This is a genomic window from Methanobrevibacter sp. (assembly GCF_045539575.1).
Lineage (GTDB): Archaea > Methanobacteriota > Methanobacteria > Methanobacteriales > Methanobacteriaceae > Methanocatella.
Window position 1 is genome coordinate 1 of the sequence record NZ_JAZQFM010000037.1, and the last position, 14,105, is coordinate 14,105.

Annotated in this window: 19 protein-coding genes and 1 pseudogene; 11 read left to right on the forward strand and 9 right to left on the reverse strand. The window is 36.6% G+C overall.

The genetic code is table 11. The annotated features are described in order from the left end of the window. From ACKI30_RS05020 to ACKI30_RS05040, 5 genes and pseudogenes are all read left to right on the forward strand, one after another. The coding region (locus ACKI30_RS05020) for a hypothetical protein (protein ID WP_407410430.1) at positions 1-642 on the forward strand (642 nt) is incomplete at its 5' end. A 276-nt stretch (positions 643-918) separates the two neighbouring features. Further along, complete coding sequence (locus ACKI30_RS05025) at positions 919-1,971, forward strand: hypothetical protein (protein ID WP_407410432.1); 1,053 nt, start codon at positions 919-921, stop codon at positions 1,969-1,971. A gap of 34 nt (positions 1,972-2,005) precedes the next feature. Next, complete coding sequence (locus ACKI30_RS05030) at positions 2,006-2,140, forward strand: transposase (protein WP_407410434.1); 135 nt, start codon at positions 2,006-2,008, stop codon at positions 2,138-2,140. A gap of 226 nt (positions 2,141-2,366) precedes the next feature. Then, positions 2,367-3,239: an RNA-guided endonuclease InsQ/TnpB family protein gene (locus tag ACKI30_RS05035; protein WP_407410436.1), complete on the forward strand. Its 873-nt coding sequence runs from the start codon at positions 2,367-2,369 to the stop codon at positions 3,237-3,239. A gap of 131 nt (positions 3,240-3,370) precedes the next feature. Further along, positions 3,371-3,637 (forward strand): annotated as a pseudogene (locus ACKI30_RS05040) (zinc ribbon domain-containing protein); the annotation flags it as partial. 80 nt (positions 3,638-3,717) lie between these two features. On the opposite strand, the gene dmpI reads toward ACKI30_RS05040, so the two are convergent. Continuing rightward, the gene (dmpI, locus tag ACKI30_RS05045; RefSeq protein ID WP_295162466.1) at positions 3,718-3,906 is read right to left on the reverse strand and encodes a 4-oxalocrotonate tautomerase DmpI; all 189 of its coding nucleotides are present in this window, start codon (positions 3,904-3,906) and stop codon (positions 3,718-3,720) included. Positions 3,907-3,970: 64 nt separating this feature from the next. On the opposite strand from dmpI, the gene ACKI30_RS05050 reads away from it, so the two are divergent. After that, a complete protein-coding gene (locus tag ACKI30_RS05050; RefSeq protein ID WP_407410439.1) occupies positions 3,971-4,429 on the forward strand; it encodes a dCTP deaminase domain-containing protein in 459 nt (152 codons plus the stop codon). Then, positions 4,426-5,961 (forward strand): thiamine pyrophosphate-binding protein, encoded by a 1,536-nt coding sequence (locus ACKI30_RS05055; RefSeq protein ID WP_407410441.1) that lies wholly within the window; start codon positions 4,426-4,428, stop codon positions 5,959-5,961. The genes ACKI30_RS05050 and ACKI30_RS05055 overlap by 4 nt, the downstream gene beginning before the upstream one ends. Before the next feature lie 21 nt (positions 5,962-5,982). Here ACKI30_RS05055 and ACKI30_RS05060 read toward each other — a convergent pair whose 3' ends face one another. The 5 genes from ACKI30_RS05060 to ACKI30_RS05080 form a co-directional block, all read right to left on the reverse strand. After that, complete coding sequence (locus ACKI30_RS05060) at positions 5,983-6,435, reverse strand: hypothetical protein (protein WP_407410443.1); 453 nt, start codon at positions 6,433-6,435, stop codon at positions 5,983-5,985. Between the two features lie 42 nt (positions 6,436-6,477). Then, on the reverse strand, positions 6,478-6,738 hold the full coding sequence (locus ACKI30_RS05065; protein WP_407410445.1) for a hypothetical protein: 261 nt from the start codon (positions 6,736-6,738) through the stop codon (positions 6,478-6,480). Beyond that, positions 6,731-7,309: a DUF2953 domain-containing protein gene (locus ACKI30_RS05070; RefSeq protein ID WP_407410447.1), complete on the reverse strand. Its 579-nt coding sequence runs from the start codon at positions 7,307-7,309 to the stop codon at positions 6,731-6,733. Before ACKI30_RS05070 ends, ACKI30_RS05065 begins: the two co-directional genes overlap by 8 nt. A gap of 14 nt (positions 7,310-7,323) precedes the next feature. Next, entirely contained in the window at positions 7,324-7,740 is a 417-nt protein-coding gene (locus tag ACKI30_RS05075; protein ID WP_407377588.1) for a GerW family sporulation protein, read from the reverse strand. A gap of 350 nt (positions 7,741-8,090) precedes the next feature. Continuing rightward, complete coding sequence (locus tag ACKI30_RS05080; RefSeq protein ID WP_407410449.1) at positions 8,091-9,233, reverse strand: pyridoxal-phosphate-dependent aminotransferase family protein; 1,143 nt, start codon at positions 9,231-9,233, stop codon at positions 8,091-8,093. A gap of 198 nt (positions 9,234-9,431) precedes the next feature. Between ACKI30_RS05080 and ACKI30_RS05085 the strand changes: the two genes are divergently transcribed. Further along, entirely contained in the window at positions 9,432-10,100 is a 669-nt protein-coding gene (locus ACKI30_RS05085; protein ID WP_407410451.1) for a YczE/YyaS/YitT family protein, read from the forward strand. Between the two features lie 36 nt (positions 10,101-10,136). Beyond that, positions 10,137-10,784, forward strand: coding sequence for a YczE/YyaS/YitT family protein (locus tag ACKI30_RS05090; RefSeq protein WP_407410453.1), 648 nt, complete (start codon positions 10,137-10,139; stop codon positions 10,782-10,784). Positions 10,785-10,788: 4 nt separating this feature from the next. Here the strand turns inward: ACKI30_RS05090 and ACKI30_RS05095 are convergent, their stop codons facing one another. From ACKI30_RS05095 to ACKI30_RS05105, 3 genes are all read right to left on the reverse strand, one after another. Beyond that, a complete protein-coding gene (locus ACKI30_RS05095; RefSeq protein WP_295163053.1) occupies positions 10,789-10,980 on the reverse strand; it encodes a hypothetical protein in 192 nt (63 codons plus the stop codon). 73 nt (positions 10,981-11,053) lie between these two features. Beyond that, positions 11,054-11,428 carry a hypothetical protein gene (locus tag ACKI30_RS05100; RefSeq protein ID WP_407410455.1) on the reverse strand — a complete coding sequence of 125 codons (375 nt, stop codon included), beginning with the start codon at positions 11,426-11,428 and terminating at the stop codon, positions 11,054-11,056. Between the two features lie 170 nt (positions 11,429-11,598). Beyond that, positions 11,599-11,958, reverse strand: a complete 360-nt coding sequence (locus ACKI30_RS05105) for a hypothetical protein (RefSeq protein WP_407410457.1) — start codon at positions 11,956-11,958, stop codon at positions 11,599-11,601. 219 nt (positions 11,959-12,177) lie between these two features. On the opposite strand from ACKI30_RS05105, the gene ACKI30_RS05110 reads away from it, so the two are divergent. Both ACKI30_RS05110 and ACKI30_RS05115 read left to right on the forward strand, forming a co-directional pair. After that, on the forward strand, positions 12,178-12,897 hold the full coding sequence (locus tag ACKI30_RS05110; protein ID WP_295163049.1) for a 6-hydroxymethylpterin diphosphokinase MptE-like protein: 720 nt from the start codon (positions 12,178-12,180) through the stop codon (positions 12,895-12,897). Between the two features lie 33 nt (positions 12,898-12,930). Continuing rightward, positions 12,931-14,040: an ORC1-type DNA replication protein gene (locus tag ACKI30_RS05115; protein ID WP_407410458.1), complete on the forward strand. Its 1,110-nt coding sequence runs from the start codon at positions 12,931-12,933 to the stop codon at positions 14,038-14,040. The last annotated feature ends 65 nt before the right edge of the window (positions 14,041-14,105 follow it).

Genomic DNA, 14,105 nt, shown 5'->3' on the forward strand with positions numbered 1-14,105 from the left:
GGTAAAGCATCAATTTATGTTCCAGGATTGGATTCAAGCAGTAATGTAGTTATTAGTTATTGTGGTGATGGTAATTATGCTTCATTTACAAGGGAAGTTAATGTTGCATCTACTAAAGTAAAATTAACTGGTAGTAACTTAAACATGCTTTATACAAGTGGAAGTTATTATAAGGTTAAACTAACACAAAATGATGTTGATTTAGTTGGAAAAACTGTTACTTTTGTTGTTAATGGCAAAAAGATAACTGGTGTAACCGATAAGAATGGAATTGCTTCTGTTAAAATAACACTTGCTCCAAAAACTTACACTGTAACTGCTGAGTATAATGGGGTTAAAGTCAAAAATAAGGTTGTTGTTAAAAGCATCATAACCGCTAAAAACATCAACACCAAAAAGTCTTCAAAGTCAATCAAAATCAAAGTTACTCTCAAAAAGGTAAACAAAAAGTACCTCAAAAACAAGAAAGTAACCTTGAAGTTTAACAAGAAGACTTTCAAGGCTAAAACCAACAAGAAGGGTGTTGTAACATTCACAATCAAAAAGAATGTCTACAATAAACTCAAAACAAACAAAAAATACACCTATCAAGTGATTTATGCTAAAGACAAGGTGAAAAAGGCAATAAAATTTAAAAAATAAAAGAGGAATTTAATATTCCTCAACTTTTTCTTTTTTGACTAGTACATCCCACAATCTAATCACCTAATTTTTCATAATGATTTTCATTTAATAGGATAGTTGCTAATTTTAAACATTATTTAAAACAAAATCATTAAAATAATTCATCAAAAAATCAAGTATTCCTATACTTAAATTCATGATAGTTTCCATCCAGTAACATAACTTATTTTAACTGGTGATTAATTAGTAATAGTACAGTCATTTATTTTTGATTAGTAATTAAGGAGATAAAAAATGATTTACTTTATTAGCGACTATGATTTGATAAATGATTTTCATTTCAAATCAGGTCATAGCAAAGGCTCCATTAAATCATATCAAACTGTGTTCAACAAATACAGAAATTTTCATGATATGAGTTTATGTGAACTTCTAGGTGAAGCAATTTCAGAACAAGAAGACAGAATTCCGGAAAACAAGCTAAGCATCTACGACAGAATAATAACATTCAGAAACCATTTAACTGAAAATCACATGGCAAATACAATCACCAACGCAATTTCAAAAATCAAGACATTCTACCTCTACAACAGAGTATATCTTCCTTTCATACCTCCATTGAACAGAAAACAGATTAAAAGAAATGACGTAATCTCCTTTGAGGATCTCCCGACAAAGGATGAATTAAGAACGGCATTAAAGTTTGCAGATGACAATCTATCGTTGTGGATTCTTGTGATGATTTCATCAGGCGCCACGCGTGTTGAGGCTAAATCCATGACCAATGAAATGTTTTTTAAGGGAACCGAAATGTATCACAAAAAGGACAGTTTCAAGGATGCATTGAAATACATTGCAAGGCGAAAAAATATCGTATGCACATGCAAATTAATCAGGCAAAAGACAGACAAGCCATACTATACTTTCTTAAATCCAGAATGCGTGCAGAAAATCGCCAAGGTAAAACTCAAACAGCATGACTTTGATTTAAACAGTTCACTTTTAAAATATGAGCTGAACCATGTTAACTACAAATTCAAGCTTTTAAATGATTATCTGGGATTTGGTGAGGTTGGAGGATTTTCACGCCTGAGGCCACACATGCTTCGTAAATTCAACGCAAGCTATCTAAGTCAGGGGTCAATTGAAAGCAATCTTTTGGGAATGGATTTGGTTGACATGCTTCATGGCCGTGGAAAAAACAAGACACGCGAAAGCTATTTCATGGACAATCCAGAATATCTAAAGCTTGAATATATCCGGGCAATGAGCAACATTTCACTTGATTACAAGTATGACTATAAGATTGTTAATGGTAGGGTTAAGGTTTTGCCGATTTCTTTATAGTATTTTTTTGAAGTTGTGCATTTGTTATGGTTCAATGACTTTTTACATATTTTACTATTTAAAAAGCCAAATTTATCTTCATATTTTATTTGAAGCCAAACCAAGTACTAATTTGGTTAGATTCATTAATTCTTATAAAAGTGCAAGTAGCAGATTGATAAAAAAATAGTATCCAGTTTTAAAAAAGAGTTTTATGGAAAAGTGCTTTTTGGAAAACAGGTTATTTTATTACAACAGCTGGTGGAGCAAATATATGAAACTATTCGTCAGTATATTGAACGACAACGAGAAAAATAATAAAAAATATAATTTATAATTTTTCATTGGTAATCAGAAATACTTTTCAAATGCTCTCTCACTTTCTTTATATGTGCTGTTTGCTAATAATAGTAAACATGTCAAGTCGTATTGATGAAAATAACTATCATGGGGGAGAACAAGATGTAACTGAAGCAGTCAAGATTAGATTATATCCTACCGATGAGCAGAAAAAGATAATTAATCAAAATATTGGAAATCGGGGTTTTATTTGGAATAAAATGCTTGTAAAAATCAAATATGAAAAGGTGAAACCCACTCAGAAAACATTAAACAATATCCTTAAAGAACTAAAAAACGAATATTCCTTCCTTGAAAAAAGTGAATCCAGCAGCCGACAGCAGGTTTACCGGGATCTTATAAAAGCATATAATAAACATAAGAAAGAAGGTGCTGGATTTCCTAAGTTCAAATCAGAAAAAAATCCTAATATTTCATTTAGAATACAAGCCAACAACAATAACATCCACTTAAATGAACGAAAAAACAGGATACAAATGCCGACAATTGGTAAAATCAAATTCAAAACCAGTAAAGAATATAAACAAAAAATACAGGAATCCCAAATCAACAACATAACAATCAAACACGAAAATGGCATATACACAGGAATAATAAATATAAACACAAATCATATTCCCTTGGAACACTGTTTTGAAGCTGTTGGTATTGATATGGGTATTAGAAGACCATTAACCTGCAGCGATGGTTTAAAAATCGAAGAATTTGATTTAATACGAGAAGAGAAAAATGTTAAATATTATCAGCGTGAAATGAGTAAAAAACAACCGGGAAGCAAACGATATTGTATGGCTCAAAAAAGATACTGGAAAGCATTGAACAAGAAAATCAACAAGAAAAACGACCAATATCACAAAATCACACACCACATAGTAAAAAACAATCAGGTAATAGCACTAGAAACACTAAAACATAAAAGGATGGTTTAAAAATAAGCATTGGGCTCCAAAATTACAACGCATATCCTTATATGAGATAATAAGACAATTAAAATACAAATCAGAGCGAAACAATCGTAAAAATAATTCAAGTGGGATGATTTTTTCCTACAAGCCAAAAATGCAGCAACTGCGGATACCAATACCATGATTTGGAATTGGGTGAAGAAGAATGGACTTGTCCGGTATGTGGAAAACATCATGATAGGGACTTAAATGCAAGTATTAATATAAAAAATGAAGGATTAAGATTAATCCGAGAAAAAATAATAAAGACAATTTCATATTGGGATTGTCATGGCCTGCGGTGCGCGGGTATCGGCTCGAAAGTATTAACATTCCACTCAACAAAGGGCATGTTAAAAAATCGAGAATCCCCAACTTCTTAAAAGTTGGTGGAAGTTCAAAAATGGAATGGTGTTGTTTAAAGTTTTAAAAAATGTAAAAAAAGTAAAAAGGAATAATGTGATTATTCCCTGTCTGATAATAATCCGCCGGCTACTCCAATGTCTTCTTTTGCATATGGCTGAACCAGAACGGTTATAGCTTCAATAGGAAGGTCATATGCTTCAGCGACTGTTTCGCTGACTTTTTTCACCATTTCTCGTTTCTTTTCAAGTGTTATTGTATCGTTTCCAGCAATTGTAATTACAGGCATTCTATCACCAATTAAAATTTATTATGTATGTTCTATAAATAAATTATTAAATGGATTTGATATTATGCTCGGTGAAAAGGAACTTGTAAAACTCTTTCCGGATTTTGCAGATTTGGTGCAGCCTTCCGGAATCGATTTGGAACTTGACAGAATATACACTCAAGCCTCAGCAGGCTCACTTATTGACAATGAAAAGGAATTGCCTGAAATCAAGGAGATGGAAGGTGAAGTTTTCACATTGAAACCTCATACAGCTTATCTTGCAAGCATCAAAAGAAAAATAAAGATTCCCAAAGGCTACACAATGCTTTATCTTCCAAGGTCAACACTGCTCCGGTCATTCATTTCAGTTCAGACTGCTGTGGGAGACCCTGGATTTTACGGAACACTGATGTTCATGATTTACAATCACGGCGAATATGAATATAAGATAAAGTCAGGCGACAGGATAGCTCAGGCGGTTGTCTTTCCGGTTGAAGGCTCAGGGGAGTATGACGGCTCATATCAGGAGGCCGAAGAGTGAACGTAGCAGACAAGATAGTTCAAATCCTTGAGGAGGAAGGAATAAACACTGTCTTTGGAATTCCGGGCGAGCAGATAATGCCGCTTTACAAGTCACTTTCCACGTCAAACATTGAACATGTCCTCACCAGACACGAGCAGGCTGCAGCGCATGCGGCAGACGGCTTTACACGCTCAAGCGGCAAGGTTGGGGTGTGCATTGCAACAGCCTCACCGGGGGCACTCAACTTCACCATGGCCCTTGCAACAGCATACAAGGACAATGTTCCGATCCTTGTTCTCACAGGAGACAACGAGCTTCAATACAGGGGCTCTGACCATTTCCAGACACTTCCTCAGGTTGAAATATTCAAAAACATAACCCGTGCCTCATACAATCCGCTGAACGGAACCGAGGCCATGTATGTCCTGAGAGCAGCAATATATGAGCTCAAGACAATGCCTAAAGGCCCGATTCACATCAATCTTTCAAAGGATGTGCTTTTGGAGGAGGATTTCAATGACTTTGATTTGTGCTATCTGTGTGAAGATGACATGTCAAACATATCAAGGGCACAGGAGCTTATAGACTCATCAGAAAGGCCGCTCTTTATTTTAGGCGCAGGCGCAATATCCCAAAGGCAAAACATTGAAATGATTGCAGAAAAATATCAAATCCCAGTAACCACAACATTTCATGCAAAGGGAATAATATCCGAATATGACGATTTGAATCTGGGCCTTGTTGGAATACGAGCAACACCAAGGGCAAAATACGCATTTGAAAACGCCGACTGCATAATGGCTTTGGGAATCAAGGCAAGCGAGAGGACACTTCCTGAAATTCCTCAAAATCTCATCCATGTAAACCTGAACAAGGACGTTCTCATTGGCGACTATCCGATTCACGGAAAGGTTGAGGATTTCCTTTTGGAAATTGACTTTAAGAATGTCAGCTGGCTTGATGAAATATTAAAAATCGACAATGCCATTGAAATCGAGGGTCTTGATGACGACCTTGCACCTCAATCAGCAATTAAAAGAATTTTGGAAAAGTTTCCCGAAAACATCACGGCCTCAGATGCGGGCTCACACACAACATGGACAACACTTCTTAAAAAATCACAAAAGCCTGGGCAACTCCTATTCTCAGGAGGGCTTGCACCTATGGGCTATGGGCTGCCTGCCGCAATCGGTGCAGCAAAAGCAACCGGTGAAAAGGTCATTGTCATTAACGGCGACGGCGACTTTCAGATGAACCTTCAGGAACTTGCAACACTTAAGCAAAATAATCTTGATGTAATCATATTCATCCTCAACAATTCAGAGTATGGTATCATAAGGCAGTGGCAGGAGGACTTCTATGACATGGAGCCCTACCAGATTGCACTTCAAAACCCTGACTTCGTAAAGCTGGCGTCAAGCTATTCAATCGATGCGGTTCGTGTGGATAATTTAGAAGATCTGGAATATCTTTTGGAAAGTGACCTTAAGGGACCTCTGGTTGTGGAGGTTGTTGTAAGAAGCGAGAACATTCCGCTTCCAAAAAAATAGAAAAAATTGAATAGCGTATAGCTATTCAATTGAGTTTAAAATTGTGGTTACCGGATTGTCGGAGCCTTCAGCAGGTGTTTCGTTTGCAGGAATTGTGTATGTTACAATGCACTTTTCACTTCCCACATCAAAGACATATGCCATGATGCTCCATTTGTCTGTTCCGTAGTTTTGCTGTTCGACATCCTTTCCGTCAGCGTTGTATTTTTCAGAACCGATGAATTCATAGCCTTTTGCTTCAAGATTCTTTTTTGCATCATCTACGCTGTTTACCTCATCGCTCATCATGACTACAATTGCCTGTTCGTCACCCTGTTGAAGTATTGCTGTATCGCCTGTGGAATTGATAAGCTTGAATCCGTCCGGAATTGTGAAAGTGTGGTCTCCCACATTTGCCTCTGCGGCAGCTGCAATTCCAATTCCTGAAACAGCAATCACTACTAGTATTGCCAGAAATATTTTGCTGAATTTCATTTCATAACCTCCGTTAAAAATAGTCTGTATGTGGAGGCATATCTATTTTTCTAAATTTCGAACAAATTCTTTAACAACTTCATCAATTTCGATAATGTCATGTAGCAGTGCCAGGTAATATTGACCATTTTCTTCATAAATTATTCCGACGGGCCTTATCTCGGCAGATGAAATTTTATCATTGATGAGGACTATTTTCTCACAGAATGCAAATGTCAGTCCATGGATTTCCCGGAAGTGGTATTCGGTGTATGTTTTGATGTCAAACAAATCGTCAAGGAGGTCTTCTATAAACTTATCCATTTCTCACACCCCTTATCAGTTCACGCACTTCTTTTTTTGAAATCAGTTTTATGGCCGGAGGTATCATCTTCAGTAAGTTGATGTCAAGTTCATTTTTTCCTTCGCCGTCAAACACGCTGCCGCTGAAACTTGGCTCGGCACTGAGACGTGCATTTTCATGGGCATTGTTTATGATAACCAAAATTCCCCATATGTATCCTATGTACTGGGCCGTGTCGGCATATGAGTCAAGTCCAAAAACAAGATGGTTTTCCAGTTTTGTGATGCTGATGCAACTCATCGCTGATTTGATGAATTCCTTGAAGTATCCAAAACATGGCTTTGCCAGTTCAAATATTTTTTTCAGGTCTCTGTCACTCTCTTTTTCTTCCTCGTCTGAATCCTCATCCTTTTTTTCAGACGGATAGCTGACAGAGTACAGTTTGATTTTTTTTAAAATAAGTATTTTCAAACATCCTTCAAGTTCGCTGCCCTTTTTTGTGTATGTCAGTGAGATTTTGACTCCTATGTAGAGCAGAAAAATGATAAATAAGATGATTATTAGTATAATCATCCATAGGATGTTTAACATGTGTTAGTTCCTATCTATTCTATTTCATTTTCTTTTGTTGTGAATTCAGGTTCTATGTATTCTGATTCATCGTAGTACTGTTCGCCTTGAGCTCCCATGTAGCCTTTGACGAGATCAGTGATTATCAAACCTAAATCGGATAATGCCTTGTTGGTTTCGGTTCCTTTGCTTAAGTCAAGTACGCGAACGCCTTCAGCGTCATTTCCTTTTTTAGGAATCAGTACCATTGATATAGGTTCAACTCCGGCACCTGCACCTGCAGCATCGCTTCCCTCTTTTCCCATGAGGTTTTCGCCTGCACCGAATCCCACTCCCATTCTCATTACAGGAATAAGTATCTTGTCTTCGGTTTCGATTGGAGTACCAATAACATTGTCCACACTTATGAGCTTGCGCAATTCTTCAACAGTTGCTTTAATATTATCTGTCATAGTTTTCACATCCTATTTTATTGTTATATATGTTTGGTGTTAATCGTTAAAATATTTTTATATCTCTTCAAGATGTAATACTTTTTTGACTTATAAGACATAAGTTTCAAGTGTAACTTTTTTGTTATAAGTTAAAATTTTTAACTGAAGAGGTGCATTTCAAGTGTAACTTTTCACTTATAACTTATAAAGTTCGTCTCGAGACGTACGTTTCAAGTGTAACTTTTCACTTATAAGTTAAAATTTCTAAGAGAAGACGTGCATTTCAAGTGTAACTTTTCACTTATAACTTATTAGAAGTATGATTTCAAGTGTAAAAAAATTCATAAAAAAAGAAAGGGTTGACAGAATCATAAGTATGATTCTGTGATTGATGCGACACCTGCGCCTGCATCGTCAATTGCACCTAAACCTTTCAGGGTCATACCGATAGCTGCAAAGGTTTGGGTCAATTCCTTGTAGGAAATGTTTCCCATGTGACCGATTCTGAAGATGTTTCCTTTAAGGTGGTCTTGTCCACCAGCAAGTTCAACACCGTATTTGTCACGGGTGGTTCCTCTAAAGTCAGCGTCTGTGACTCCTTCAGGGATTTTGACTGCGGTTACGGTTGCAGATGAAACAGCTTCATCAGCGAAGAGTTCTAAGCCTAATGCTTTAACAGCTGCTACGCTAGCTTTAGCTGCTTTGTGGTGACGTGCAACCCTGTTGTCGATTCCTTCTTCAATAACCATTTTTAAAGCTTCGTTCATAGCGTAGGTCAAGCTTACTGATGGGGTGTATGGAGTTTCAGGGACCGGTTTGTCTCCGCTTTTTCTTGCTGCTTTCAAGTCGAGGTAGAAAGTGTTGGTTTCGACTTTGTCAACAGCCGCCCATGCGTCGTCACTTAATGTGATAGCTGCCATGCCCGGTGGTGCAGCGATACATTTTTGGGATCCGGTAAGACATACGTCAATTCCGAACTTGTCAACGTTCACTTCATCTCCTGCAAGGGAGGATACGGTATCCACGATGTATAATGCGTCGTAGTTTTTCATTACTTTACCGATTTCTTCAATAGGTGCAGCTACACCGGTGGAGGTTTCGTTGTGGATTACGCTTACAGCTTTGATGTCTTCATCAGCTTCCAATGCTTCTTCAATAGCTTCAGGAGTTACTGCAGTTCCCCATTCGACTGCCAATTCCTGGGTGTCGATTCCGTGGGTTTGAGCTATTTTCATGAAACGTTCTCCGAATTTTCCTCCGACAACGTTTAACATTTTTTCTCCAGGAGCTACAGTGTTTGCAATACCTGCTTCCATTGCTGCAGTTCCAGATCCTGTTAATAAATAAGAATTATTTTGGGTTTGGAAAACTTTACTCATTAATTCAGTTGTTTCAGTTAAGATTTCACCATATTTAGCGCCTCTGTGGTTAACAACAGCTTTTGACATTGCATTGAGTACTCTAGGGTGTACTGTTGTTGGTCCAGGAAGCATTAATAAAATATCGTTCATTAAATTCCTCCAGATATATAAAAACTTAGCTTAATTGCAAGCTATATATAAATATTGATTTTATACTTATTAAATATTTTTGATTTATAATTTTATTCAATTGTCTGAAAAATCCATAGTACATTTTAGTGCAATGTTCATATTCGTGTTTTAAAATGTATATATTGTTTAAATATAATTAACTATAAATAATTTAGTATGCAATTTGACGGAGAGGAACTAAGTTTCAGGCGTGTTTTCAATTATGTTTTCGGGCTGTATCTCATAACATTGGGTGTGGCATTTTCAATAAAATCAGGACTGGGTTCAGCGCCGGTCAGCTCAATACCTTATGCAATGGATTTAATTTGGCTTATAAACATAGGTGTCGCTACATTCATATTTCACGCATTTCTGGTTTTGATTGAATGGATCCTTCTTCGTGAGAACTTTAAAAGAAAGCATTTCCTTCAGGTCTTTGTGGGGGTTCTTTTTGGGGTGTTCACAAGCTTTTCAGTTTCCTTAATGAACTTCATACCTCCAGCCGACAATTTCCTGATTGCGCTTCTCATGACTGCCGTTGCAATATTCTTCATTGCTCTCGGGTTGTTTTTCTACGTTCCGACAAATCTCATTCCGCTTTCCGTGGAAGGGGTAACCCAGGCAATTGCAATTGTCTCAGACAGGCCGTTTTCAAAAATCAAGGTTTATCTTGACATTTCCATTGTTACAACCGCCCTCATTTTAAGCTACGGATTTTTAGGCCAATTGGGAAGTGTAGGCATAGGAACAATCATTGGTGCTCTCTTTATCGGCACAACAGTCAAGTACATTCACAAGGTGAACCTTCATCTCACAGGAAACCATGTGGACATGAAGAAAATGTAAAAAGTTTTTTATATTTTGAACTATTCTAATAAGTATATGATTAAAAGGATTTGTTCATTTGTTGTCGGCTTGTTCATAATGTCACTTGGTGTGGCATTTTCAATCGTATCAACACTTGGAACAACTCCAATAAGCTCAATTTCCTATTCTTTGGCATTGATAACAAACATTAACATAGGAATAACCACTTTTGTGTTCAATGCGGCTCTTATTTTGATTCAATTTCTGATTTTAAGGTCAAGATTTCACAGGAAAAGACTGCTGCAGCTTATTAACTGCATACTTTTCGGATACTTCACCGACCTGGCGCTTTATCTGGTGTCATTCATTCCCTTTGACGGATCTGTCCTGATGTGTGTTGTATTTTTGGCAGTCAGCATCTTTTTGACAGCCTTTGGAATATTCGTCTACATGCCTGCAAATATAGCGCCTCTTCCGGGGGAAGGGTGCGTCGAGTCAGTGGCAATAGTAACAAACTGGAGATTTTCAACAATTAAAATAGGATTTGACGCCACAATGGTGATAATTTCTCTTGTAATGTGCGGATTGTGGTATACAAACATTTTGGGCGCTGTCAATGTCGGAACGATTATCTCAGCATTTATGGTAGGTTTCACATTAAGGCAAATCAACAACGTCTATGCTCATTTTACAGGCCATGAGGTTAATGTGGTAAACAAATGATGATTTAAATTTCTAATAGGCGGTCAATTATTTGTTCTGCTTCTGGAGGTAAGTCACATTGTTTTAAAAGTTTAAGTTTTGCTTTTTTTTCTTCGATTTCTTTTTTTAGTTTTTCTGTTTCTTTTTTTATTTCTTCAAATTCATCCGCATGCTCTTCTAATACAATCATCCGTATTATTTCTCTGCTTGTACTCATATTATCAACTAGTTCATTATTTTTTCATTATTTTCAAAGTGTTTTAGTAAACAATGAGGTTTTTGATTAAAATTTAATGCACTATTAATGAATTAAGTATTTTTCTAGCTTTTTGAGAATTTAAATCTTTCATTTCACTTAATTTTTTTATTTTGATTTCTATTTCTTTTTGTTTGGTTTCCATTTGTTTATTTTTATTTTCTATTTCTTTTTGTTTGTTTTTCAGTTGAATATTTTCTTTTTCAATCTTTTCAAGTTTGTCTGCATATTCTTCTCGTGCAATAATCCTAATTTCATCGTTTATCTGTTTCATGTCAATGTCCTCCATTAGTTCATTTATCTTTTCAGCATCATCAAAGTGTTTCAGTATCATGGCTCCCAACAGAACGCCTATGTCTCTTTTTGGGAGTTCATCATTAATTTTTGCATATTTGAATGATTTTGCCAATGACTCTGTAATGAATTGTCCATATTCCTTTGAAATGAATTTTGCAACAAAGGCAATGTCCAGGCTTTCTTCAATAGTTAATTGTTCTTTTTGTTCAATTTTCCTAATAAGGTTTTCATATTTCCTCCAGAGTTTCTCCTGGGGAATGTAGATGAAGTGTACTTTGATAATTATTGATGATGACCTTTCAAAGTATTCAAATTCTTTTTTTGGATCTTTATGCAGATTACAGCGGAATATAACTTTTTGGAATACATGAAATCGCCAAAAATCAGATAATTGCTGATTTTTTTCAGTACTTTTTCAGTAATTTCGCCGCTTTCCTCCTCAAGATTAATCAATAATCCTTCGGCAGTTGTGTAGAATTCATCAACCCTTCCCGCTGACATGTTGGGAAAAACAATTTCCTGAGGATACCTGGCTTCAAATGTGCCGGGCAATCCTAAGTAACTGTGCTGGTGTCTTGATAGGATCAATGTCTGGTATTTCATTGTCCTGTCGTTGATATGGTATATGTTTTTCTTTTTCATTTTCCAATCTCTTTTGATTTGAGATTTCATGAAATCATTTTTAAATTACACCGATGTGATTAATTATTGTATCTCAATCATATATAAGCTTTTTAAGCTAAAAAAGCAATATTTCTCTTTGATTGCAATTTTACGGCATTAAATCAATTTTTATATTACATTACAATCATAAATTATTTAATTAATCAGATGCTAAAATTAATGTAGTGAGGTTTAAATATGGAATTTGGTCTCTGGGAAAAATATTATACAGAAATTCTTGACGATTTTGGATTTTCAAGACAAAAAGATGAGGAATCAGCAAAGCTGTTGGATGAAATTCTCTCCACAGAAGGATGCCTTACACTGGACGATTTGTCAAAAATCGTGGGCTTTTCAGACAAGTTCATTGTCTTCGGTGCAGGACCTTCCCTAAAGGAGCACGTTCAGATGCTTAAAGCTGATTATGACCTGAAGGATTATGTGCTTGTTGCAGCAGACGGCGCAACAACCGCAATGATTGAGGAAAAACTTGTTCCGGACATTGTGGCAACTGATCTTGACGGAAATATTGATGATATCCTGCTTGCAAACCTGCGCGGTGCAAACATTGCAATCCACGCACACGGTGACAATATCGACAGGATAGCTTCACTAAGCTCATTTTTCAACAATGTATTGGGAACCACCCAGGCACAGCCTGTAGGAAATCTCTATAACTTCGGAGGATTCACAGACGGTGACAGGGCAATATTTCTGGCTGTTGCGCTTGGAGCATCAGAAATCACCCTTGCAGGAATGGATTTCGGAGATATCGTAACCAGATACTCAAGACCAAACCTTCCAGACGCTTTAGGCCAAGCGGATGAGTTCAAAAAGAAAAAACTTATCTATGCTGAAAAATTCACCAACTGGATAAGTGAAAACGAGAACGTGGAAATAATTAACTTAAAAGAATAATCTTTTATAATATTTTAGATATAATTAGATAACATGGGAATTGAAGATATTTTAATGTTTGATGAAAGCCTATTTCAGAATATCAATGCGTTTGATCCTGATTACATGCCTCCAAACTACAATTTCAGAGATACACAAATGGAAGCGATGGCTATGGCAATAAGGCCTGCTATCCGTGGAGGACAACCATCAAATGCAATTGTATTGGGTTCTCCCGCAACAGGAAAGACAACAGCTATCAGAAAAGTATTCGAACTTGTTGAAAAGACCACAGAAAAAGTTGTATGCGTTTATATAAACTGTCAAATCCATACAACACGCTTCGGAATATTTTCACAGATATTCAAAAAGATATTCGGACACTTGCCTCCTGAAACCGGAGTTCCTTTCTCAAGAATCTACACTCAAATCATGAAAAATCTTCAAGACAACAGCAAATCCCTTGTGATAGCATTTGACGATATAAATTATCTTTTCCAAACCAATCATGCTAACAAAGTAGTTTACGACATATTAAGGGCATATGAGGAATATCCTGGTGTAAAAACATCTATTTTTGCAATCCTTTCAGACCTGGAATTCAAATATGCATTCGACAAGAACGTAAACACTGTCTTCATTCCTCAGGAAATCACATTCCCATTGTACACCTACTCCGAAATCGAGGCCATCCTAAGGGACCGTGCAAATGCAGGGTTCTTCCCTGGCGTGCTTCCGGATGATATCCTTGAGCAGATTGCAATGTACACACTGGAAAACGGTGATTTGAGAGTTGGAATAAATCTTTTAAAATCATGCGGAAATATCGCAGAGGCATCAGCAAGCCGTGAAATTACACAGGAACACTTTGACGATGCAATAGAGTCACTGGTATCAGTCAATGTTTCCGAAACAATAAAGTCATTGAACGATACTGAAAAAGAAGTATTGAAAATGATCGTTGACAGTGATGAAATCTGCACTGCAAAGGCATTGGGCGATGCATATAAAGAAAAGACAGGTTCCAGTTACGCATCATTTAACAGAACCCTTGATAAGCTTGAATTCGTAAGGCTGGTTGATACAAAATTTACAGGAAAGGGTTCTAGAGGAAACTCTCGCCAGGTAATCTTGCGATTCAATCCTGATGATTATGACCTCTAGGTTTATCCTGCGGGAAATTAGTTTCTGTAAACATTAGATATTGCATGGTAAGCTTATCTAATGTG

Excerpts from the sequence above, each read along its gene's own strand:
- ACKI30_RS05025 (WP_407410432.1), top strand. The coding sequence starts at position 919 with ATGATTTACTTTATTAGCGACTATGATTTGATAAATGATTTTCATTTC.
- ACKI30_RS05030 (WP_407410434.1), top strand. The coding sequence starts at position 2,006 with ATGACTTTTTACATATTTTACTATTTAAAAAGCCAAATTTATCTTCAT.
- ACKI30_RS05035 (WP_407410436.1), top strand. The coding sequence starts at position 2,367 with ATGTCAAGTCGTATTGATGAAAATAACTATCATGGGGGAGAACAAGAT.
- dmpI (WP_295162466.1), bottom strand. The coding sequence starts at position 3,906 with ATGCCTGTAATTACAATTGCTGGAAACGATACAATAACACTTGAAAAG.
- ACKI30_RS05050 (WP_407410439.1), top strand. The coding sequence starts at position 3,971 with ATGCTCGGTGAAAAGGAACTTGTAAAACTCTTTCCGGATTTTGCAGAT.
- ACKI30_RS05060 (WP_407410443.1), bottom strand. The coding sequence starts at position 6,435 with ATGAAATTCAGCAAAATATTTCTGGCAATACTAGTAGTGATTGCTGTT.
- ACKI30_RS05065 (WP_407410445.1), bottom strand. The coding sequence starts at position 6,738 with ATGGATAAGTTTATAGAAGACCTCCTTGACGATTTGTTTGACATCAAA.
- ACKI30_RS05070 (WP_407410447.1), bottom strand. The coding sequence starts at position 7,309 with ATGTTAAACATCCTATGGATGATTATACTAATAATCATCTTATTTATC.
- ACKI30_RS05075 (WP_407377588.1), bottom strand. The coding sequence starts at position 7,740 with ATGACAGATAATATTAAAGCAACTGTTGAAGAATTGCGCAAGCTCATA.
- ACKI30_RS05080 (WP_407410449.1), bottom strand. The coding sequence starts at position 9,233 with ATGAACGATATTTTATTAATGCTTCCTGGACCAACAACAGTACACCCT.
- ACKI30_RS05085 (WP_407410451.1), top strand. The coding sequence starts at position 9,432 with ATGCAATTTGACGGAGAGGAACTAAGTTTCAGGCGTGTTTTCAATTAT.
- ACKI30_RS05090 (WP_407410453.1), top strand. The coding sequence starts at position 10,137 with ATGATTAAAAGGATTTGTTCATTTGTTGTCGGCTTGTTCATAATGTCA.
- ACKI30_RS05095 (WP_295163053.1), bottom strand. The coding sequence starts at position 10,980 with ATGAGTACAAGCAGAGAAATAATACGGATGATTGTATTAGAAGAGCAT.
- ACKI30_RS05105 (WP_407410457.1), bottom strand. The coding sequence starts at position 11,958 with ATGAAAAAGAAAAACATATACCATATCAACGACAGGACAATGAAATAC.
- ACKI30_RS05110 (WP_295163049.1), top strand. The coding sequence starts at position 12,178 with ATGGAATTTGGTCTCTGGGAAAAATATTATACAGAAATTCTTGACGAT.
- ACKI30_RS05115 (WP_407410458.1), top strand. The coding sequence starts at position 12,931 with ATGGGAATTGAAGATATTTTAATGTTTGATGAAAGCCTATTTCAGAAT.